Annotated in this window: 20 protein-coding genes, 1 pseudogene and 1 riboswitch; of the genes and pseudogenes, 4 read left to right on the top strand and 17 right to left on the bottom strand. The window is 50.6% G+C overall.

From position 1 onward, the window contains the following. Positions 1 to 129: 129 nt before the first annotated feature. Entirely contained in the window at positions 130 to 564 is a 435-nt protein-coding gene (locus tag ACI7RC_RS22325) for a VOC family protein (RefSeq protein ID WP_408110406.1), read from the top strand. 237 nt (positions 565 to 801) lie between these two features. Here the strand turns inward: ACI7RC_RS22325 and ACI7RC_RS22320 are convergent, their stop codons facing one another. Continuing rightward, entirely contained in the window at positions 802 to 1,218 is a 417-nt protein-coding gene (locus ACI7RC_RS22320; protein ID WP_408110405.1) for a VOC family protein, read from the bottom strand. 266 nt (positions 1,219 to 1,484) lie between these two features. On the opposite strand from ACI7RC_RS22320, the gene ACI7RC_RS22315 reads away from it, so the two are divergent. Both ACI7RC_RS22315 and ACI7RC_RS22310 read left to right on the top strand, forming a co-directional pair. Continuing rightward, positions 1,485 to 2,531 carry a hypothetical protein gene (locus ACI7RC_RS22315; protein WP_408110404.1) on the top strand — a complete coding sequence of 349 codons (1,047 nt, stop codon included), beginning with the start codon at positions 1,485 to 1,487 and terminating at the stop codon, positions 2,529 to 2,531. Between the two features lie 141 nt (positions 2,532 to 2,672). Then, entirely contained in the window at positions 2,673 to 3,572 is a 900-nt protein-coding gene (locus ACI7RC_RS22310) for an SDR family oxidoreductase (RefSeq protein WP_408110403.1), read from the top strand. A gap of 151 nt (positions 3,573 to 3,723) precedes the next feature. Here ACI7RC_RS22310 and glpX read toward each other — a convergent pair whose 3' ends face one another. Together glpX and rpiB are read right to left on the bottom strand one after the other, a co-directional pair. Continuing rightward, the gene (gene glpX / locus ACI7RC_RS22305; protein ID WP_408110402.1) at positions 3,724 to 4,680 is read right to left on the bottom strand and encodes a class II fructose-bisphosphatase; all 957 of its coding nucleotides are present in this window, start codon (positions 4,678 to 4,680) and stop codon (positions 3,724 to 3,726) included. Positions 4,681 to 4,690: 10 nt separating this feature from the next. After that, positions 4,691 to 5,179: a ribose 5-phosphate isomerase B gene (gene rpiB, locus ACI7RC_RS22300; RefSeq protein ID WP_408110401.1), complete on the bottom strand. Its 489-nt coding sequence runs from the start codon at positions 5,177 to 5,179 to the stop codon at positions 4,691 to 4,693. A gap of 300 nt (positions 5,180 to 5,479) precedes the next feature. Here rpiB and ACI7RC_RS22295 point away from each other — a divergent pair, with 300 nt between their 5' ends. Beyond that, positions 5,480 to 6,253, top strand: a complete 774-nt coding sequence (locus tag ACI7RC_RS22295; protein WP_408110442.1) for a DeoR/GlpR family DNA-binding transcription regulator — start codon at positions 5,480 to 5,482, stop codon at positions 6,251 to 6,253. Between the two features lie 366 nt (positions 6,254 to 6,619). On the opposite strand, the gene dapA is transcribed toward ACI7RC_RS22295, so the two are convergent. The 14 genes and pseudogenes from dapA to ACI7RC_RS22225 form a co-directional block, all read right to left on the bottom strand. Continuing rightward, positions 6,620 to 7,507 (bottom strand): 4-hydroxy-tetrahydrodipicolinate synthase, encoded by an 888-nt coding sequence (gene dapA, locus ACI7RC_RS22290; RefSeq protein WP_408110400.1) that lies wholly within the window; start codon positions 7,505 to 7,507, stop codon positions 6,620 to 6,622. 45 nt (positions 7,508 to 7,552) lie between these two features. After that, positions 7,553 to 8,539 carry a hydroxyacid dehydrogenase gene (locus tag ACI7RC_RS22285; RefSeq protein ID WP_408110399.1) on the bottom strand — a complete coding sequence of 329 codons (987 nt, stop codon included), beginning with the start codon at positions 8,537 to 8,539 and terminating at the stop codon, positions 7,553 to 7,555. A gap of 86 nt (positions 8,540 to 8,625) precedes the next feature. Beyond that, positions 8,626 to 10,197 (bottom strand): L-glutamate gamma-semialdehyde dehydrogenase, encoded by a 1,572-nt coding sequence (gene pruA / locus ACI7RC_RS22280; RefSeq protein ID WP_408110398.1) that lies wholly within the window; start codon positions 10,195 to 10,197, stop codon positions 8,626 to 8,628. Between the two features lie 29 nt (positions 10,198 to 10,226). Then, positions 10,227 to 10,949 carry an amino acid ABC transporter ATP-binding protein gene (locus ACI7RC_RS22275; protein ID WP_408110397.1) on the bottom strand — a complete coding sequence of 241 codons (723 nt, stop codon included), beginning with the start codon at positions 10,947 to 10,949 and terminating at the stop codon, positions 10,227 to 10,229. Next, entirely contained in the window at positions 10,946 to 11,599 is a 654-nt protein-coding gene (locus tag ACI7RC_RS22270; protein WP_408110396.1) for an amino acid ABC transporter permease, read from the bottom strand. Before ACI7RC_RS22270 ends, ACI7RC_RS22275 begins: the two co-directional genes overlap by 4 nt. A gap of 71 nt (positions 11,600 to 11,670) precedes the next feature. Continuing rightward, positions 11,671 to 12,456 carry a transporter substrate-binding domain-containing protein gene (locus ACI7RC_RS22265; RefSeq protein WP_408110395.1) on the bottom strand — a complete coding sequence of 262 codons (786 nt, stop codon included), beginning with the start codon at positions 12,454 to 12,456 and terminating at the stop codon, positions 11,671 to 11,673. A 317-nt stretch (positions 12,457 to 12,773) separates the two neighbouring features. Next, positions 12,774 to 13,490: a GntR family transcriptional regulator gene (locus ACI7RC_RS22260; RefSeq protein WP_408110394.1), complete on the bottom strand. Its 717-nt coding sequence runs from the start codon at positions 13,488 to 13,490 to the stop codon at positions 12,774 to 12,776. A 94-nt stretch (positions 13,491 to 13,584) separates the two neighbouring features. Further along, positions 13,585 to 13,896, bottom strand: coding sequence for a uracil-DNA glycosylase family protein (locus ACI7RC_RS22255; protein WP_408110393.1), 312 nt, complete (start codon positions 13,894 to 13,896; stop codon positions 13,585 to 13,587). Then, positions 13,893 to 14,165, bottom strand: coding sequence for a uracil-DNA glycosylase family protein (locus tag ACI7RC_RS22250; RefSeq protein WP_408110392.1), 273 nt, complete (start codon positions 14,163 to 14,165; stop codon positions 13,893 to 13,895). Before ACI7RC_RS22250 ends, ACI7RC_RS22255 begins: the two co-directional genes overlap by 4 nt. Before the next feature lie 110 nt (positions 14,166 to 14,275). Then, positions 14,276 to 15,274 carry an ABC transporter permease gene (locus ACI7RC_RS22245; protein ID WP_408110391.1) on the bottom strand — a complete coding sequence of 333 codons (999 nt, stop codon included), beginning with the start codon at positions 15,272 to 15,274 and terminating at the stop codon, positions 14,276 to 14,278. A 1-nt stretch (position 15,275) separates the two neighbouring features. Continuing rightward, on the bottom strand, positions 15,276 to 16,766 hold the full coding sequence (locus tag ACI7RC_RS22240) for a sugar ABC transporter ATP-binding protein (RefSeq protein ID WP_408110390.1): 1,491 nt from the start codon (positions 16,764 to 16,766) through the stop codon (positions 15,276 to 15,278). A 75-nt stretch (positions 16,767 to 16,841) separates the two neighbouring features. Then, positions 16,842 to 17,831 (bottom strand): sugar ABC transporter substrate-binding protein, encoded by a 990-nt coding sequence (locus ACI7RC_RS22235; protein WP_408110441.1) that lies wholly within the window; start codon positions 17,829 to 17,831, stop codon positions 16,842 to 16,844. A gap of 130 nt (positions 17,832 to 17,961) precedes the next feature. Continuing rightward, a riboswitch (SAM riboswitch) is annotated at positions 17,962 to 18,085 on the bottom strand. A gap of 96 nt (positions 18,086 to 18,181) precedes the next feature. After that, positions 18,182 to 18,400, bottom strand: a complete 219-nt coding sequence (locus ACI7RC_RS22230) for a hypothetical protein (protein WP_408110389.1) — start codon at positions 18,398 to 18,400, stop codon at positions 18,182 to 18,184. Positions 18,401 to 18,667: 267 nt separating this feature from the next. Beyond that, positions 18,668 to 19,035, bottom strand: a pseudogene (locus tag ACI7RC_RS22225) (PBECR4 domain-containing protein); the annotation flags it as partial.

The raw sequence follows: 19,035 nt of genomic DNA, 5'->3' as shown, positions 1-19,035 counted from the left end.
AGAAAAACCGTTAATTGAAACATAGCAATCCATAAGAAAACTTTTCACGCGACTTTTTGCTACAATGGGATGTAGGCATACGTTTTGAGAAACACTATTATAATCATGTTGAACAAGGAGCTGATTGTGATGACACTGCGCTTGATCCCCTATCTGGTGATGGACGGAAATGCCAGGGAAGCGATCCAATTTTACGAGAAAGCACTGGGTGCCCAAGTTCTCTTCAGCCAAACGTTCGGAGAGATGCCGGAAGATGCAGGAAGCCTGCCGTCGGAAGACGTAAAAGAACGAATCTCACACGCGATGGTAAAGGTTGGGGAAACCGACCTGATGTTTTCTGACACCTTCCCGGGTCAGCCCCATCAATCGGGAAACCAGGTCACCATCTGCATCTCAACGGACGATAAGGAAAAATCGAAGCAATTCTTTGAAGCCTTGCAGGACGGCGGCCAAGTGGGCATGCCGCTCCAGGAAACGTTTTTCAGCCCTGCTTACGGCATCGTCACTGACAAGTTCGGAGTCACTTTCCAAATTTTCACCGAGGGAACAGAAAAAGGATGTTGAGCCTAAAGGACCGACAGTTTCGTCGGTCCTTTTTAGCGCCTCTGCATGCAATGCTCTCATTCACCTCAGCCAGGGCTTCTTTCCCTTGTATTCTGCTATCTACGCAGGCCCAGTGATTTCCTCCTCGGCAAAACGTCGTCGTCCCACTACCATTCGATACAGACTGTGGAATACCTTTTCACAACAGGAAGAGCAGGTCGCCAAGGCACCTGCTCTTCCTTCTTATGATGATCGTTCTCAGCCTTGCTCGATTACGCTTTGATCCATGTACATAATCTCCCAAATATGACCGTCTACATCCTGAAAACTCCTGGAATACATGAACCCGTGATCCACCGGCTCACTTGCAAACGATCCGCCTGCCGCAAGCGCCCTGTCTGCAATCTGATCAACTTCTTCTCTGCTTTTGGCGGATAGCGCTACGATTACCTCCGTGCTTCTGGTCGCATCGGCAATCTCCTTTTTGATAAAGGTTTGAAAAAATTCTTCGACCAGCAGCATCGCATAAATATTCTCATTGATCACCATACACGCTGCTTTTTCATCGGTAAATTGGGCATTGAATGCAAAACCTACCTGGGAGAAAAAATCCATCGTCTTCTTCAGATCTTTGACCGGCAAGTTCACAAAAATATTGTCCGCCGTGGTTGCCATAACCTCTCACCTCAACTATTCGTATTTCGTAATTTGATTATAGCAAACTGCGGGGAACGTGATTTCTTACCGATTGCTATTTTTGCTGACGTAAGCTCCTCCTGTGTCGACAATACTTACCCTCTTGCCAAATCAGGCTCCAAACCAAATAACCCCTCATCGAGCGGACCATTGTATCCGATATCTTCTTTGGAGACCTGTCGCCAAACGTCTCCTTGGTCGGTATTGCATGAATCTTAAAAATGGGTTGGGATGGAGAGGAACCATTGAAAAAGTCAAATGAACTTGGAAAATTTATCGCAGTCGTTGGATGTGTACTCGGGTTAGGCGCAGCCGCTGTCTTCCTGTTTGACCGATACGGCCTGGCGGGCCTGGCTAAAAAACCGCCCCAGTCACACAGTCAAATGGCAGTTGAAGCAAACCCTCCATCTGCTCCCCTGCCTGAGCAAAGCAGAGACGAACAAGCAGTGCAGGACCCTCAAGGTTTCTACGCTGTTTTAAAAGAGGGAGAATACGCGGCCCGGTATCGTATGAACGGGACAGTAAAAGAGATTTCTTTTGGCTTGCGAGCAGACGAGGTGAAGGCTCTTTTGGGCAATCCCGATCTGGAAGGTTACGAAGATGGGGAGGCAAGATATCTGGTTTACCAATACGGAAATCTTTCCATCTACTTCGCGGAGGACACGAATGCCATCGACTTTATCGCCTACCGCGGCAAGGATGAAATCCTGACTGAAGACTGGCTGCTGGATTTGCCGAAAACGGTTGATTCGGGAGATGTGGTCTTTTACAACTCCCCGACGGGATATACGAATGTAAAAGTGGATCATAACCCTGAGGATAAAGAAGTGTATATCTATCTGCAGCAAAATTACCCTTCGCACGAAGCGGTGGCAGAAACCAACCCTGCACATACAGCAGACACGACGCACGCAGCTCAGCAATCGAGTCCGCCCGCCCAAGCCCCCCGTCAGGAACAGGAAACTGCCCAACAAGGGAACGGAGGATACGTTGTTCAAGCCGGCGAGGAACTTGAGATCGGCACCCTTCCGGTCAAAAACAACAGCCGCAGCTTCACCAAAAAGTACCGTATCAATATTAACTACCACTTTGCTTACAACAACGACAATTGGGTGAAGGTGATCACAGATCCCAAGGATACACTGGAACTGATGCCGGGCGAAGAGGGAGCCGTTTCGATCAAAGTAAAAGCCAGTTCGCATGCGCCAAAAGGGAAGTACCGTTACATCGTCAGAATTGACGACGGCCCTGCCCCGGCAGCGTTAAAAGACTTCGAGGTGGAAGTCCGGTAGGCTTGAGGATAACAAAAGGCTGCAGTTTCAGCCAATGAAACGAGGGCTTTGCGCTTTTAGATAGCGCGGGCAAGGCAATGGAACGTCCTGCTTGCTAGGCGAATACCCTACAGATGTAACTTACAATCTGGAGGGTTGATCATGATTCCGATGTATCCGTACTACAGTTACGAAACCAGGTGCGAGCAGACGCCGATTACCTTTCCCCCGCAGCATCAGGACGTCCAACCTGGCCTCGAGTACTTGATGTTTCCGCCACCTATCTCAAACAATCCCGATTACAAGGGAAGCGGCAAATTGCCGGGAAAAGTGGCCATCATTACAGGCGGCGACAGCGGAATTGGCCGCGCCGTCGCGATTGGCTTCGCAAAAGAAGGCGCAGATGTGGCGATTGTGTATTTGTACGAACAGCCAGATGCAGAGGCGACCAGGCAGATGGTCGAACGATACGGAGGGCGCTGTCTGTTGTTAATGGGAGACCTGCGGGATGAAGCATTTTCCTATGAAGTGGTCCGGCAAACATTGGACTATTTCGGCAAGCTGAATATCCTCGTCCTGAATCAAGGCGTGCAATTTCCGCAGGAGAGCATTTTAAACATTTCGGCGGCGCAATTGGACGATACATTCCGCACCAATATCTACCCGCACTTTTTTATGACCAACGCTGCTCTTCCCTATCTGCGGCCAGGCAGTTCCATCATCAGTACGGCATCCGTGACGGCTTACGCCGGAGCTCCCCTCTTGGTCGATTATTCGGCGACAAAAGGTGCCATCGTATCCTTTACCCGCTCCCTGTCCCTCCAACTGGTGAATCAGGGCATACGCGTCAATGCGGTAGCGCCCGGACCGATCTGGACCCCTTTGATTGTATCCAGCTTCTCGGCCGATTACGTAAGGACATTCGGCACCGATACGCCGATGAAGCGGGCGGGACAGCCGTTTGAACTGGCGCCGACCTATATTTACCTGGCGTCGGATGATTCTTCTTACGTGACAGGACAGGTGCTGCATGTAAACGGCGGTACGATCACCGGGACATAATTCCCGAACCGCCACAAGCTTGCCCCCTCCAGGCAGGGATCCGAGCAAACAGCCGAGAAAAAAGCAGGTCACGTATTTCATGACGCGTCTTGAAATACGTGGTCTTCTCTACAATCTCATCTTTGAACGGCAAGCTGCTCCTGTGCTGCCGTTACGTTATGTTATCTCCACGCTTTGGATGCACGGAATCAAGATAATGGATGGTTTTGTCTCTTCCGTAAAGCATGAAAGATTGAGTGATTTGCCGGGCGCCGGCCCCCTGCCTGACGCCCCGCAGAAGCAGACTGTCTGTCACGCCAGTAGCGGCAAATATACACTCATCCGAGCCAACCAATCGATTCATCGTCAATGTCTCTTCCGGCTTTGCCAGTCCCATCTGCAGACACCGGGAATACTCCTGTTCGTTTTGCGGCTGCAGCCGGGCCTGCATCTCGCCGCCCAGGCACTTGACGGCGACAGCGGAGACCACACCCTCAGGCGCCCCGCCAATTCCTACAAACATATCAACCCCTGATCCTTCCAGTGAAGCAGCGATCGCAAAGGTAACGTCGCCATCAGAAAACAGATGCACTCTGCCGCCTGCGGCCTGCACCGTGTCGATTATTTTTTGATGGCGCGGCCGGTCTTGAACCATTACTGTCAGATCCTGAAGTGCCTTTCCGTTAGCCTTTGCGACGGCTTGCATGTTTTCGATCAGCGGCGCCTCTATATCGATCTTCCCGGCAGCCCTCGGGCCGACGGCGATCTTCTCCATATACATGTCGGGAGCGTGAAGCAGCGATCCCGCTTCCGCAACCGCAAGTACGGCAATCGAGTTGCTTTGGCCTTTCGCGATCAAGCTGGTTCCTTCCAGTGGATCTACAGCAATATCACATGGAATGCCGGTGCCCGTGCCCACCCTTTCACCGATGTACAGCATCGGAGCCTGATCCAACTCACCCTCGCCGATCACGATCTTCCCCGCAAACGCAATCTGGTTCAGCTTGTTCCGCATGGCAGACGTAGCGGCATGATCTGCCTCATGCTTGTTGCCGCGCCCTATCCAGTAAAAGGAAGCCAGTGCCGCAGCCTCTGTAACTGCGACGAATTCCATCAGCAGACTCTTCATCCCGGTTCACCTAGCATTTGGGGGAATGGATGGTTTCATTGGTGTGTCCGGCTTTTAAAAACTCCTGCTCCTGGTCCATGATCTGCTGGATTTTTCTGCCGGAACCGCCCCCTTCAAACCGGGAGTTGACCCATGTCTCCACCACTTTTAGTGCCGTCTCAATGCCGATGACTTTTGCTCCCATCGTTAACACCTGGGCATTATTGCTCTTTTGCGACCTCTCGGCTGAATACGTGTCGTGGCATAGCGCCGCGCGAATCCCAGGAACTTTACCGGCAGCGATGGCAACGCCGATCCCCGTTCCACAGATCAGGATCCCCCGCTCTGCCTTCCCGGCTGCAATCTCTTTGCCTACCTCGAATGCCACCCCCGGATAGTCGATATCTTCGCAGGAATGGCAGCCGTAATCGATTACTTCGTGATGACGGTCTTGCAGAAACTGTTTGATCACTTCCTTGTAGGCAAATCCATGGTGGTCAGAACCGATCGCAATTTTCACAGAAGATTCCCCCATTTCCTTTCGGATGTATTTCATATTTTATTACATTGATTCGAATTGTCAACTTTATATTTTCGTTTATTTTCGTTTTCTATCAAATAATCAATTCCATCGTTTGTTTTTTGAGACTTCCGTCGTTCATTTTCTTAATTTTTCCGCTCCCACAAGAACATCCACGTTATTTTAATTAGCGAATCCGCTTGTGCTTTTTTGTTTTGTGTTGCTTGTTTTGCGAATGTTGAGTATCATAAAGGACATAATTGCGGTTTATTCCCTTTTGAGGTGAGTTGTTTGCCAAAAATGTTTTCAACGGAACGAAAAAACAAGATTATCGATATTCTGCTAAAACAGCAACGCGCAACCGTAAAGGAGCTTTCGCAACTCCTGAGCGTTTCTGAAGCTACCTTGCGGGCCGATCTCAATAGACTGGAAGAAGACGGGCTTGTCATCCGCACCCACGGCGGGGCGATGATCGATGACAGCTTGCGGGCTGAGCACAACTTTTCTGTGCGGGAGCAAAAAAACCGGGAAGAAAAAAGGCTCATCGGCAATCGGGCGGCTGAACTGATCCACGACGGACAATGCATTCTGCTTGATGCCAGCTCGACTGCTCTGGAGTTGGCGAGGACGCTTAAGCAGAAACAAATTCGCCTTACCGTGGTAACGAACGGACTGTATACCGCCATGGAGCTGAAGGATAATCCCGGGATTACTGTGATTCTTATCGGGGGTGTGCTTCGGATTGGCTGTTCTGCTTTGGAAGGGCTGCTCGGGGCCAACATCCTGGATCAGATTAACGTCGATACCATGTTTACCTCGGCAAGCGGGTTTACCCTAGAGGATGGGCTGACGGATTTTAACGTGTATGAAGTAGAGTTGAAAAAGGCGATGATCCGTTCTGCCTCGCGTGTTGTGGCATTGCTGGACCATACCAAAATCGGAAAAAGCTCGATTGCTTCCTTTGCGAAGGTGGAACAGATCGAGACGATTATCACCGATGGCAATACGTCAGAAGATATTTTAGAGCAATTGAGAAAGAAGCAAATGAACGTGATCATTGTGGATGAAGAGTGAAAAATATCAGCGGGGCTAACTTTTAGCGAAAGGTAAGACGCGGGGGGGTTTTCCCGCGTCCTTTTTTGCTTTGGTGAACATTGGTGATGGAAACAGAAAAAAATGGGCTCGCTCAGTTCGTGGCGCGCCAACGGGGAAGCGGAGATGTCCGTCTCCACTACAAAAAACGGCACGTCGACCAAAAAGAACTGGGGATATTTCAACGTAGAATTTGGTCGACAAGCGTGTGCCGTTTTTTTCCGTTCCGACTGGGCGGGCGCTGCCAAGGCCTTCGTTCGCTCCATTTTTTTCTGTTTCTCGTACTTTATGCTAGTTTTTCTTGAACCCTTGTTGCTGGTTCCATCTCGGGTAATACGATACGATCAGTTATCGCTTCGGTATGCTTAATTCTTTGATGACTATTTTCAGTCCCTCTACCGTACTTTCAGATGGGCTGACGAGTGGGACCGCGACGTCTCCTACCGGCAGGTTGATCAGGTTTAAGGCTGCTTTCAGCGGGCCGGGATTGCCTTCTTTGTAGAGGGCTTTCATCGCGGGGAAGAACTTTTTGTGAAGACTGACGGCCTCGTCGTATTGTTTCTGTTGAACCAGATCGTAGATTTTCACCCAAACATCCGGGAGGAAATTGGAGCTTGCCGTGATGGCTCCCGGCGCGCCGAGGATGAAGGATGATACGGCCCGGTAGTCTTCACCGCAAAGGACCGAGATTTTATCGCCAACGGTGTTCATGAGCTCGATGACATCACCTATGTCGTGGGAACAAACCTTCATGCTGACGATGTTCGGGATTTCGGCGACCAGTGCCTGAACAACGTCGTTGCCCATGTCGATTCCGGTTTTATACGGTATGTTGTACAGCATGATCGGCATGTCCAAAGCCTGGTCCAGCTTTTTGAAATACTGTATGAATCCTTCCTTGGTCGGTCTCACGTAATAAGGTGTCACGACCATGACGGAATCCGCACCGGCCTGTTTCGCGTACAGCCCCAACTCGACGCAGTCGCCCAGACCCGGGGAAAGCAGGCCGACGACGACAGGCACCTTGCCGTCTACTTCTTTCATCGCGATATCGATTACTTGTTTTCTCTGTGCCATGCTGAGCGCGCAATACTCTCCGGTTCCTCCCAGTACCAGCAGGGAGTGAATTCCGTTTTGCAGCTGATCCTGAATGATCCGCTTAAGGCCTTGCTCATCAACCGAACCATTTTTATCCAAGGGTGTTACCAAAGCCGTCATAATTCCTTTATATCTCATCTCAAACGACTCCTTTTTTGTTTATTTATAAATGAATGGCTGCATCTATTTGAATGCCCGGGCATTCGCCAATACTTTTGGGTTGACCAGGCTGGACGGCATGTTTCCGCGCAGCGCCTTGCCCACCTCAAGCGTGATCGATTCGGAGCATCTGTCCTTTGCTTCAAGCGTATCCCCGCCAAAGTGCGGGGTGAAGATCACATTGTCCAGCGCTAAAAACGGATCGTCCTGATTGGGCGGCTCTTGCTCAAGAACATCCAAACCGGCCCCTGCAATCTTGTTGTTCTTCAAAGCTTCATAGAGAGCAGCTTGATCAATCAGCGGCCCCCTGCCCAGATTGACGATATAGGCGGTCGGTTTCATCAGGCCGAACTGCTTGGCCGAAAACAAGTGGTGCGTACCTTTTGTCAAAGGAGCGTGCAGGGAAATGAAGTCACACGCCGGGATCGCGGCGTCCAGATCGTCCACCTTTGTCACTCCGTACAGCTTCATATCCGAAGCGGAAACAAACGGGTCAAACCCGAGAACCTGCATGTTGAATGCCTTTGCCTTTTTAGCGAGCTCCTGCCCGATTTTTCCCATCCCGACAATCATCAGTGTCTTGAAGTTGACTTCCATCGGATAATAAACTTCCCGGTAGTGCCATTCGCCGCTTCGCACTTTCAAGTCGCTGGTCCGCAGGCTGCGGCTAAGCGCCAGGATCGACATGATGGCGTGCTCTGCCACAGAAACATAGTTGGAGAATGGCGCATTCAGGACCATGACCCCGTTTTCCGTGGCGGCCTGCACGTCAATCGTGTCCAACCCTACCCCGTGCATGCCGATCACTTCCAAGCTCGGGCACTGTTCGATGATCTTTCGCGTGATGTGTTCCACCCGAACGATGACTGCGCTTGCCTGATTCGCCTGAATGGCGTCAATCAGCGTCTCTTCTGACCCATTGGACGCCAAGACGACATTGAAGTTGTTTTGCAAATACTCGACCCCTACCGGACGAATGGTTGGTTCGATTAAGACCACTGTCTTTTTCATGGTGTTTTCCTCACTTTTCTCGAAAACCAATGAATCATCCATAATAGATAATACTTGGTATACTAAGTTTGCGTAAAAAAAGGGAGTTATTTTGTCTTTCTTGCGATAATTTTCGGCTGGGTAAACAGGTGTAAATAGTCGGTCCCGCCTGCTTTTGAATCGGTTCCCGACATGTTGAATCCGCCAAACGGATGGACACCGACCAGGGCTCCGGTGCATTTACGGTTGATGTACAGGTTGCCGCAGTGCATCTCCTCTTCCGCATAAGCGATCCGTTTTTCATCCCGGGAGAAGAACGATCCGGTCAGGCCGAACTCGGTATCATTAAACAGCGCAATCGCATCCTGATAGTCCTTTGCTTTGGCCATCGCCAATACCGGTCCAAAAATTTCTTCCTGCATAATCCGCGCTTTGCCAGGCACATCGACAAACACAGTCGGCTGGATATAGTACCCGTTACCGGCCGCTTTGCCGCCTCCTGTCAAAAGCTTGCCTTCCTGCTTGCCTACCTCAATATAGGAAAGAATTCTTTCATAGGATTTCTCGTCGCAAACAGGTCCGACAGCGAAATTCTCTTCCGGCAGCCCGATCGCGAGCTTTTCCGTCCGTTCTTTTACGGCTTGTACGACCTGATCGTATACTTCTTCCACGATGATTGCCCGGGAGCCAGCAGAGCATTTTTGCCCTTGAAATCCAAAAGCTGACGTCACGATGGCGGCAGCCGCTTCTTCGATGTCGGCCGTCTCATCGACCACGATCCCGTCTTTGCCTCCCATCTCGGCGATGACGCGCTTGATCCAGATTTGGCCCTCTGCCGTTTCGGAGGCCAAGCGGTTAATTCTCAACCCCACCTCTTTGGAGCCGGTAAAGCTGATAAATCTCGTTTTCGGATGCGTGGTCAGGTAGTCGCCCACCTCTGATCCGCTGCCGGGGATGAAGTTGATCACACCTTGAGGCAGCCCCGCCTCTTCCATGAGCGCGACAAATTTGTAGGCGATGACCGGTGTGAGGGAAGATGGCTTGAGCAGTACTGTATTCCCCGAAACGACAGCGGCTGTCGTCATCCCCACGGTAATAGCCAGCGGGAAATTCCACGGCGGGATCACGACACCCACGCCAAGCGGAATGTACTCCTGCCTGTTGGTTTCTCCGGCAATCCGAACGAGTGGACGCTCTCTGTCAATCTGGCTCAGGCGTATCATCTCGCGCGCGTAAAATTCCATAAAATCAATCGCTTCACATGTATCAGCGTCGGCTTCCGCCCAGTTTTTCCCCGATTCCAGCACCATGACAGCCGAAAATTCATGTTTCCGCTCTCGCATCAGCGCCGCTGCCTTGAACAGATATGCGGCACGCTCGCGAGGCGGCACTTTTTTCCACGTCTCAAACGACGACAGTGCCGTTTGCATCGCTTTTTCCGCCAGTTCTTTTGACGCCTTGCTCACGCGCCCCACCACTTTATCCGTATTGCCCGGGTTGATCGACAAGATCTTGTCTTCAGTCATGATCTTGTCTGCGCCAATCACTAACGGATAATCTTGCCCAAGCTCTGCTTTTGCCTTTTTTAGAGCTGTTTCCATGGCACTGCGATTCTCAGGAAGGCTAAAATCGGCAAACGCTTCGTTGGTAAACGCAGGTATGATTTCTTCTTTTGACATTGCTCTTCTCCTCCCTCTCTATCCTCACATCACAAAACCTTCGACAGAAACGCTTTTGTTCTCTCGTGCTGCGGGTTTGTAAAAACGTCTTCCGGCTTTCCCTCTTCGACGATTTTGCCGCCGTCTACGTATATGACCCGGTCTGATACTTCTCTGGCAAAGCCCATCTCATGGGTTACGATCACCATCGTCATGCCTTCCTTTGCCAGCTGCTTCATCACCAGCAGCACTTCGCCCACCATCTCCGGATCAAGCGCCGAAGTCGGCTCGTCAAACAGCATCACATGCGGTTCCATCGCCAGTGCCCTGGCGATCGCTACCCGCTGCTGCTGTCCGCCGGAAAGCATCCGCGGGTATGCATCCGCTTTTTCCGACAGGCCGACTTTGCGAAGCAGATCCCTTGCCTGGATCTCCGCTTCGGCTTTCGAGGTCTTTTTTAACCTCGTCGGAGCCAATAGAATGTTCTGCAAAACCGTCATATGAGGAAACAGATTGAACTGCTGAAACACCATCCCCATTTTTTGCCGGAGTTTGTCTATATTCGTCGTTTTGCTGACGACGTTTTCCCCTTCTATAAAGATCTCCCCAGAGGTGGGAACTTCCAGCAGGTTCAGACATCTCAGGAACGTGCTTTTTCCAGAACCGGACGAACCGATTACGCAAACGACTTCTTGACGCTCGATGTGCGTGCTGATGCCTTTTAATACTTCCAGGTTTCCAAAAGACTTGTGGAGGTTTTTGACTGTAATCACGAGATCGAAAACCTCCTTTCCAGCCTGGCAGAAATATAGGAAACCGCGTAAATGGTGACAAAGTAGAACAGCCCTACCACGGACAAGATTTCAAACGCTCTGAAATTCATCGCGTAGATGGATTGCCCTTCCATCGTCAACTCGGCAATTCCAATGACGGAAAGCATGGAGGTATCTTTAATGGCATGGGTAAACTGGTTGACAAAAGCGGGGATCATCCGCCGCACCGCCTGCGGAAGAATGATCAGAGCCATTGTTTGGCCGTGTGAAAAGCCGAGCGACCTGCCGGCCTCCATCTGGCCTTTTTCAATCGATTGAATCCCCCCGCGGAAGATCTCCGTCATGTACGCGCCGATGTTTAAGCTGACTGCGATAATGCCGGCGGTCAAAGCCGACAGCTTGATGCCCAGTACGGAAGGCAGGCCAAAGTAGATGAACAGGATTTGAATCAACAGCGGCGTGCCCCGAATCACGTTGACGTAACTGGAAGCGACGAACCGGAGCACACGGTTGCTGGACATGCGCATGAACCCGGCGACAAGCCCGATAAACAGTGCGATGACATTCGAAACGATCGAAATGATAACAGTCATATACAATCCATGCAGTAAATACGGCAATGCTTCACGGATGACATTCCATGTATCCAACCCCGGGAACCTCCCTTTTTCCTGTAGATAAGGGCGTATCTTCATACACGCCCTTCCATGCGCTGTCGAAATCAATTAGAGGTTTTCTCGCCAAACCAGGTTTTGTAGATTTTGTCGTACTCGCCATTCTCCCTCAGCTTCTTCAAGCCGTCGTTTAGCTTGTCCACTAGTTCCTGATTCCCTTTGGTCACCGCGAAAGCGCTTTTATCAATGGTCAGATAATCACCGATGACGCGAAATTTTGGATGATCCCCGTCCAGATTCATCCGGTAATCGTTCGTCGGAGAGTTCATGACAAGAGCATCGGCATTCCCCGTTTCCACGTCGAGGTAGACAGCATCCGTCTCTTTTAACGGCCTGGTGGTTGCACCGTATTTTGCCGCCAATTCTTTGGCCGTTTCATACGTGGTGGAACCCTGAGTCGCGACGATCGTCCGCCCCTTCAAATCTTCAAAACTGTTGATCGGGCTGTCGCTTCTGACGACCAGCACGAGACCGGAAGACAGGTATTGATCGGTAAAATCAACGACTTGTTTGCGATCTTCCCGGATCAGCACCGATATCGCCAAATCGACCTGCTTTGCTTGCAAGGCGGGCAGAAAACCGTCAAATTTCATTTCCTTGTATTCAGGCTCCAAATTTTCAACTTTTGCGATCGCATCAAGCAAATCTTTTTCAAATCCAGTCAGTTGTCCATCTTTTTTAAAGCTGAGCGGCGGATAGTTATTTAACGCGGCTACAGATACCTTCGTGACTTCGGATGAACCTGCTTGTTTCCCGCTGGAACCACATCCGGCAAGAGCAAGAGTGAGAAGCGCAACAACAGATAGAATCGTGAAATTTTTGATTCTTTTCATTATAATTCCCCCTTTTTTGATAATTTGTAAAATCAAACCATGTTTAGCCATTCATGTGTATCGCTTTGTTCTTCCCCCCCATTCCCAAGATAAAGAGAGTTTAAAGTTTTTAATCCTTACTTAATAGTTAGATAATAAACCATGGTATCAATACTTGTCAACGAGATATAATACTAAGTATTCATTGTTATCGTTCCACATCTACGTCCGGCCAATTTTTTTCGCGGAACGCAAAAAAACCCTTACCTTTGGACTGTCGGGAAAGATCCTCCCTGTCCACTGAAAGGGCATCACTCGGGTCTTTTGCTTGTAACGGGTTATTCGTATTTATAATAAGCAAAGTATTTCCAAGTATCTGTATTAATATAAAACACGTTTACTTCGATCGGCGTCTTGTTTTCCATGTAAGAAATCCTCGTTCCCTTCAACAGGGCGGAGGTGCTGGGAAGCTGCAGGGCTCCTGCGATATACGGGTCGGCTATGACGGCTTCAATCTCGTCCTCAACCTCAGTATAATCGATGTTTGCCTTTTCTTTCAACAACTGCTGCACCGAAGAAAACGTGTCATTCTCTTCAAAAACCTCCAGGGGAACGATCGGCCGGATGTAGTGTTCCATGTAAATAATCGGTTTGCCGTTCAAGTAACGAATCCGGGAAAGATAGATAAGCTCTTCGTGTTCTCCCACACCCAGACGGCTGGAAAAGAGAGGATTCACCACTTTCTTCTGTTCGATCGTGCGGGCGGAGATTTTTTCCCACTCGGTCATGTACTGGTTGCGGAAACCGGACATAAGGGTCCAGCTCTCTTTCGGCTTCCGATTGGCCACGAACGAGCCTTTTCCTTGCACCCGATATATATAGCCGTCGTTTTCCAGCTGCTTTAACGCTTGTCTGACGGGGGTCCGGCTCACTTTAAACATTTTTTCCAATTCCATTTCGGATGGCAGAAGACTGCCGACGGGATAGGTCGCTGCAACAATTTTCTCTTGAATCGCATCATAAATCACTTGATAGGCTGGCTTCGTATGGTTCATCGTTCTCCCCTCCTTTTTGTGGTTATCCTATAATATCCGGTCATTCCTTACTTTTACACAATACTTAGTATTATAATTTCGTTTGTACTATGTGTCAAATCAATTGTGACCCGTAAGCCGACAGCAGAAACTTCCAGTCCTCCAAAAAATACGGCCAGAGATTGGGACGTCTGCGCACAGCCAAGGGATGGTAGGAGACGGCCGTCTTTACCCCCCTGGGTGTGTGCCACGCTTGCCGATAGGTTTTCACTTCTGCCTCTTTATTGGCAAAAAAGGCCTGCAGAGCTACATTTCCCAAACAAAAGACGAGCCGGGGCCGCTTACTCTCAAGCTGGGCAAGCAAATGCTGCATGCACGCCGCTCTCGCCCGCTCCTTATCGTAAGCCCTGGTCGGACGGCGTTTCAAAATATATAGGTGACGTAGATGTCCTCTTCGCCCAGCCCGGCCGCATGTACCGCCTTTTGCAGCGTTTCCCTGGTTCCGCAGACAAAGGGATTTCCCTGACGATCTTCTCTTGCTCCCGGGTTGTCCAGCACGACCATAACCGCGGCCTGCGGATTCCCTTCGCCCAAGATCATGCGGGAGCCGTGCTGAAAGAGCCCGCAATCCATGCAGTTTTCGACACCTGCCGGCGGCTTATCCTCCGGCCAGATAGATGGGCAAAACGGATTCATGGCTGCACCCCCTCACATCACTCGTGTACTCTTAAATAGCATGGGATGAAAAAGAGAGTTTCAAACCAATAAAAAAGCACCGCTCTCATGCGGTGCAAAAGCGAAGCTCCCTATGCCTTTCTCTTCCGGCGCAGCTGGTAGTAGGTAACAGCCAAGGCCAGCGCCAAAACGACCCCTTTGATAATATCGTAAGCGTAATAAGGCAGGTTCAGCATGGTCATCCCGTTCAGCAATACCCCGATCAGGATGGCTCCGACGAAGGTTCCGAATACGTTTGGCTTCCCTGCGCCAAACACGGAGAAGCCGACGAAGGCGGCCGCGACCGCGTCCATCAACATGGAACCGCCGCTGCTCACCTGCCCGGTCCCGATGCGCGCCGCCAGAAGCATGCCGCCCAGTCCGGCAAACAGTCCGGAGAGCACATAAGCCAGCGTGCGGTACCGGTCCACGGGAATGCCGGATAAGCGGGCTGCCTCCAGATTGCCGCCCGTCATGTACAGCATCCGTCCCTGTCTGGTGTAGGTCAAATAGATATGCGTGATGACGACGAGCAAAAAGGTTAAAATCACCGGAACCGGAATCGAGAAGATCTCACCCTGTCCCAGCCAGAGATACCACTGCTGGAATTTTCCCGGTGCCGTCGTCCCGTCGCTCATCGGCATATTGGCGTAGATGGAGTAGCCTTTGGAATAGGTCATATGAATGCCATTGACAATATACAGCATCGCCAAAGTAGCCAACAAGTCGGGAATCCGGATTTTCACCACGAGCAGTGCATTGATGAGTCCCACCAGCAGACTGACCGCAATCGGCACCACCAGTGTGACAACCGGCCCTTGCTGATACCAGACCATCATCGAAGCGGTGACCACCGTAGTCAGGGAGACGGTCGATCCGACCGACAGGTCAAATCCGCCGACGATCAACGAAAAGGTAACTCCGATCGCAACGAACGTGACAATCGAGATGGAGCGCAAGATATCCGCAATATTGTCATAGGTAAAGAAATAGGGGTTTGTAAGACTAAAGATCAGCATGACAATCACGATCACGGCGACTGTTCCGTATTTATAGACAAGATCAAACAAACTGATTTTCTTTGCCTCCACCTTATTCACCTCCGCTTGCGTAGTACATGATCAATTCTTGCGTAGCTTGCTGGCGGCTCAGCTCTTTGACGATCTTCCCTTCGAACATCACCAGAATCCGGTCCGCGATCCCGGTCACTTCCGGAAATTCGCAGGAAAAATAGAGAACTCCCTTTTTTTGTTCGACGAGCTTGCCGATCAGCCGATAGATGTCGCTCTTCGCCCCGATATCGACTCCTTTGGTCGGTTCGTCGAACATAAAGATGTCACATTCCGTGCCAAGCCACTTGCCGATCGCCACTTTTTGCTGGTTGCCTCCGCTGAGAAACCCGACCAGTTGGCCGATATCTGCGGTCTTCACGCCCAGTTTGCTCACCAGGTCCCTGGCATGACCGGACTCCATTCCCCGGCGGATAAATCCCAGCGGCGACCACTTCGCCAGGGCTGCTACGGACAGGTTGTTTTTGACGGATTCCTCGACAAAAATTCCTTCCTTGCGCCGCTCCTCCGGTACGAGCACGATCCCCGCTTCGACGGCGTCTTTTGGCGTGCGAAGCTGCAGCTGCCTTCCTTTGAGGGTGATACTGCCCGCTTCCAGCCCATCCGCGCCAAACAGCAGCCGGGCCAGTTCGGTCTTCCCGGCGCCGACCAGTCCGACGACCCCGACGATCTCTCCCTCCCGCACGGTCAGATCAGCGCCGCGCACTTTGCCGCCTGCTGCACCCGTTACCTCCAGCAGGGGCTCTCCGATCGGCACCTGCACTTTGGGGAACTCTTCGGAAAAGGACTTTCCTAACATGTGGGAGATGACTTCGTCGAGATTGGTCTCGCTGGTCTTCGTGGCGGCCACATCCTTGCCGTCCCGCATGACCGTAATCCGGTCGCAAATCTGGAAAATCTCCGGCAGCCGGTGAGAGATATAGATAATCCCTACCCCTGTCTGTTTCAGTCGGGCAATGATCTGGAACAGCCGCTCGCTCTCCTTGTTGCTCAGCGGGGCCGTCGGTTCGTCAAAGATCACCAGTTTTGCTTTCTGCACGGTGGCCCGGGCTATCAGGATAAGCTGCTTTTCCGACAGGCTGCACGCTTCCACATGCTTTTTCACCGGGATGGAAAAGCCCAAGTTTCGCAGGATTTCTTCCGCTTCTGCATAGAGGCGCTGCCAGTTGATCAGTCCCTTTGCTTTCGTCTGTACCAGTTGGTCCAACAGGATATTTTCCGCTACGCTCAAATACGGGATGAGCGCCGTATCCACCTCCTGGTAGACGCATTGAATCCCGAGGGCCTTGGCATCCTGCGGCGAGTGGATGGCCACTTCAGCGCCATCCAGCGAAATCGTCCCCGCGTCCGCCTGGTACGCCCCCGTGAGAATTTTCATCAGGGTGCTTTTCCCCGCTCCGTTAGCGCCGAGCAGTGCGTGCACCTCGCCGCCACGTACCTCGAAATCGACCGAGCGAAGCGCCGGGACGCCCGAAAATTGCTTGTTGATCCCGTTCATCTGCAAATGTGCCATCATCTATCCCCCCTTCATGAGGAAGCCCGTTGATCCTAGCAATCAACGGGCATTGTCAAACAGATCAAACCTGTCTTACTTGCCCCAATCTTTGATGTACCCAGGCAGATCCTCCATCGTCACCTTTTTGTCTTTCGGCAAATCCGCAAAGTCGACAAGCACGGGGTTTAGCTTCACGCTTTCCGGGACCTCTTCCCCATTGATCTTCTTAAAGACCGTTTGCGCATGAATCAAGCCGATATTAGACGGATCGACCGCCGCCGTCGCCACCCAGGGAGAATTCTCCTCCTGAACCATTTGCAGGTCCTCATCGCTCAGATCAATCGAGTACACCTTGATCTCTGTCCGTCCAGCCTGTTGAATTGCCCGTGTCGCTCCCTTGGCAAATTCATCCCAGGAGGCCCACACGGCTGTGATGTCGCCTTTATTCGGATACTTTTTCAAAATCGCTTCCATCTGTGTCTGCGTATCCAAAGCGGTATTGTTGGATGCCGTACCAAACGCGGCAATCTCTTTTATATCCGGATACTTTTTCAAAAACGCCTCATACGTCACTTGCCGCTTCTCCATCGGAGCAAAACCGGCCACCCAGATTTTTACGATGGAGCCTTTGCCGCCTGTATCGGCAGCCAGCTTCTCCAGGCTCAGTTCGGCCAGCTTGTTGTCATCCTGTTCCACCACCGGTACGCCCGGAAGCTTGATCTCGGTATCAAACAAGACAACCGGAATATTTCTGCTTACCGCTTTTTCAGCCCCCTGCTGCAGGGCCTCTGCGGTACCATGGTCGATCAAAATACCGTCAAAATGCTGGTTGACCGCGGCATCCAGGTTGGAAGCCATTTTTGCCAGATCGCCATCGGCATTAAAGACGGTCAGCTCGCCGCCATTTTTCTCCACTTCCTTTTTGACGCCATTGATGTACTGGGCCGAGAAAGTCCCCACGTTTTGCCGCATCACGAGCGCAATCCGCTTCGCTTTCTCGCCTGAGGCCTGACTGCCCCCCGCACCGCTGCTGCTGCCGCCTGCTCCGCATCCCGCCAGGACAACGGACAATGCCAATGTCATCGCTAACGCAATCCCAAACCGCTTTTTCACTGTGTTTCCCCCTTTTTCTTGTTGCCCAAAGAAGCAGCCGCAGAAGCGCACCAAAAAAGCCTCTTTCATACAGAAAGAGGCTTCAATCAACGATTCCCGCCTCTCATCTGTCAGGTATATTCACACCTGTAGGAGTTAGCACCTTGGCGCGGGAGAGCACCGCTCTCTCTTGCTAGGTTGCCGGGCTTCATAGGGCCTGTCCCTCAGCCTTCTCTGGATAAGAGTAATGATAATTCGCAACTGTATTTCGTATTGTGAATACAGAATATAATACGCATTGCAGATTTGTCAACTTGGTTTTTCACCTGACCCGTGCAAACTTATTCTGCCGCTTCCCGGCGGGATCGCAAACGGGCCAGCCCGAAAGTCGCAACAAAGGACCAGAGTAAAAGCAAAGGAAATACCGCCATTGCGTAATCCTTCAACTCAATTCTTTGCAATGCTTTACCCGTTTGCAAACGATATAATTTTTGAATTTCGCACCATATTTTATTAGAATATTGCCATTTATCGTTCCATTCTTCTTGTTGATTTTTCATGACTGTAATTTATTATTAATTTGTTTTATTGCCTCATTTTTGCCATGAAGAATCATAAGTCTAAAACTCATCGGCTTAATCCGCTTTATCATGTCGAAATGATACCAAAATGGCTCTTCAAACAACTCAAAGAAACTTTATATACTTTCCTACCTTTCACCATAATATTGATCCCCGCCGCTTTCTTAAGCTTGAGTTGGGTGCAAGTCAAAAAACAGTCATCACGAAGGACATTTAAATATACTATTCCTATAGACAAGATAGAATTTACAATCGAGGTATCTTGGATAATTTCGATATTCCTACTGGTGTTTGGTGGGCTATGTATTTATTAGCAGTAGCTCTAGATAGGTAACGAACCATGAATGTCTTAGGAAAGAAGTGCTGATTTGCAGTTAATTTCTCTACACCGAGATGAAGTAAAGCACTGTCGTAAGTATCATAAAACATAAAATCACAAGTAATTTTACTGCCACAAATCGGTACATAGGAAACTAAGTTTAAGTTTGAAGCTTCCATCATTCTGTGTAGAAAATGGAAGAAGCGGAATTTTTCCATTTGCTTGGCAAGTTCGTATTGATGAAGCGCTCGTGAATGCTCCCACCGCCTGAAGAGGCGGGGGCTTCTTGTTTCGA

The sequence above is a fragment of the Brevibacillus sp. B_LB10_24 genome, from assembly GCF_046036945.1.
Classification (GTDB): Bacteria; Bacillota; Bacilli; order Brevibacillales; family Brevibacillaceae; genus Brevibacillus_C.
This window is presented reverse-complemented; position numbering and strand designations above follow the sequence as displayed.

What these genes read in the sequence shown, in the direction of transcription:
- ACI7RC_RS22325 (WP_408110406.1), top strand. Translation starts at nt 130, where the DNA reads ATGACACTGCGCTTGATCCCCTATCTGGTGATGGACGGAAATGCCAGG.
- ACI7RC_RS22320 (WP_408110405.1), bottom strand. Translation starts at nt 1,218, where the DNA reads ATGGCAACCACGGCGGACAATATTTTTGTGAACTTGCCGGTCAAAGAT.
- ACI7RC_RS22310 (WP_408110403.1), top strand. Translation starts at nt 2,673, where the DNA reads ATGATTCCGATGTATCCGTACTACAGTTACGAAACCAGGTGCGAGCAG.
- glpX (WP_408110402.1), bottom strand. Translation starts at nt 4,680, where the DNA reads ATGAAGAGTCTGCTGATGGAATTCGTCGCAGTTACAGAGGCTGCGGCA.
- ACI7RC_RS22295 (WP_408110442.1), top strand. Translation starts at nt 5,480, where the DNA reads ATGTTTTCAACGGAACGAAAAAACAAGATTATCGATATTCTGCTAAAA.
- dapA (WP_408110400.1), bottom strand. Translation starts at nt 7,507, where the DNA reads ATGAGATATAAAGGAATTATGACGGCTTTGGTAACACCCTTGGATAAA.
- ACI7RC_RS22285 (WP_408110399.1), bottom strand. Translation starts at nt 8,539, where the DNA reads ATGAAAAAGACAGTGGTCTTAATCGAACCAACCATTCGTCCGGTAGGG.
- pruA (WP_408110398.1), bottom strand. Translation starts at nt 10,197, where the DNA reads ATGTCAAAAGAAGAAATCATACCTGCGTTTACCAACGAAGCGTTTGCC.
- ACI7RC_RS22265 (WP_408110395.1), bottom strand. Translation starts at nt 12,456, where the DNA reads ATGAAAAGAATCAAAAATTTCACGATTCTATCTGTTGTTGCGCTTCTC.
- ACI7RC_RS22260 (WP_408110394.1), bottom strand. Translation starts at nt 13,490, where the DNA reads ATGAACCATACGAAGCCAGCCTATCAAGTGATTTATGATGCGATTCAA.
- ACI7RC_RS22250 (WP_408110392.1), bottom strand. Translation starts at nt 14,165, where the DNA reads ATGAATCCGTTTTGCCCATCTATCTGGCCGGAGGATAAGCCGCCGGCA.
- ACI7RC_RS22240 (WP_408110390.1), bottom strand. Translation starts at nt 16,766, where the DNA reads ATGGCACATTTGCAGATGAACGGGATCAACAAGCAATTTTCGGGCGTC.
- ACI7RC_RS22235 (WP_408110441.1), bottom strand. Translation starts at nt 17,831, where the DNA reads ATGACATTGGCATTGTCCGTTGTCCTGGCGGGATGCGGAGCAGGCGGC.
- ACI7RC_RS22230 (WP_408110389.1), bottom strand. Translation starts at nt 18,400, where the DNA reads ATGAAAAATCAACAAGAAGAATGGAACGATAAATGGCAATATTCTAAT.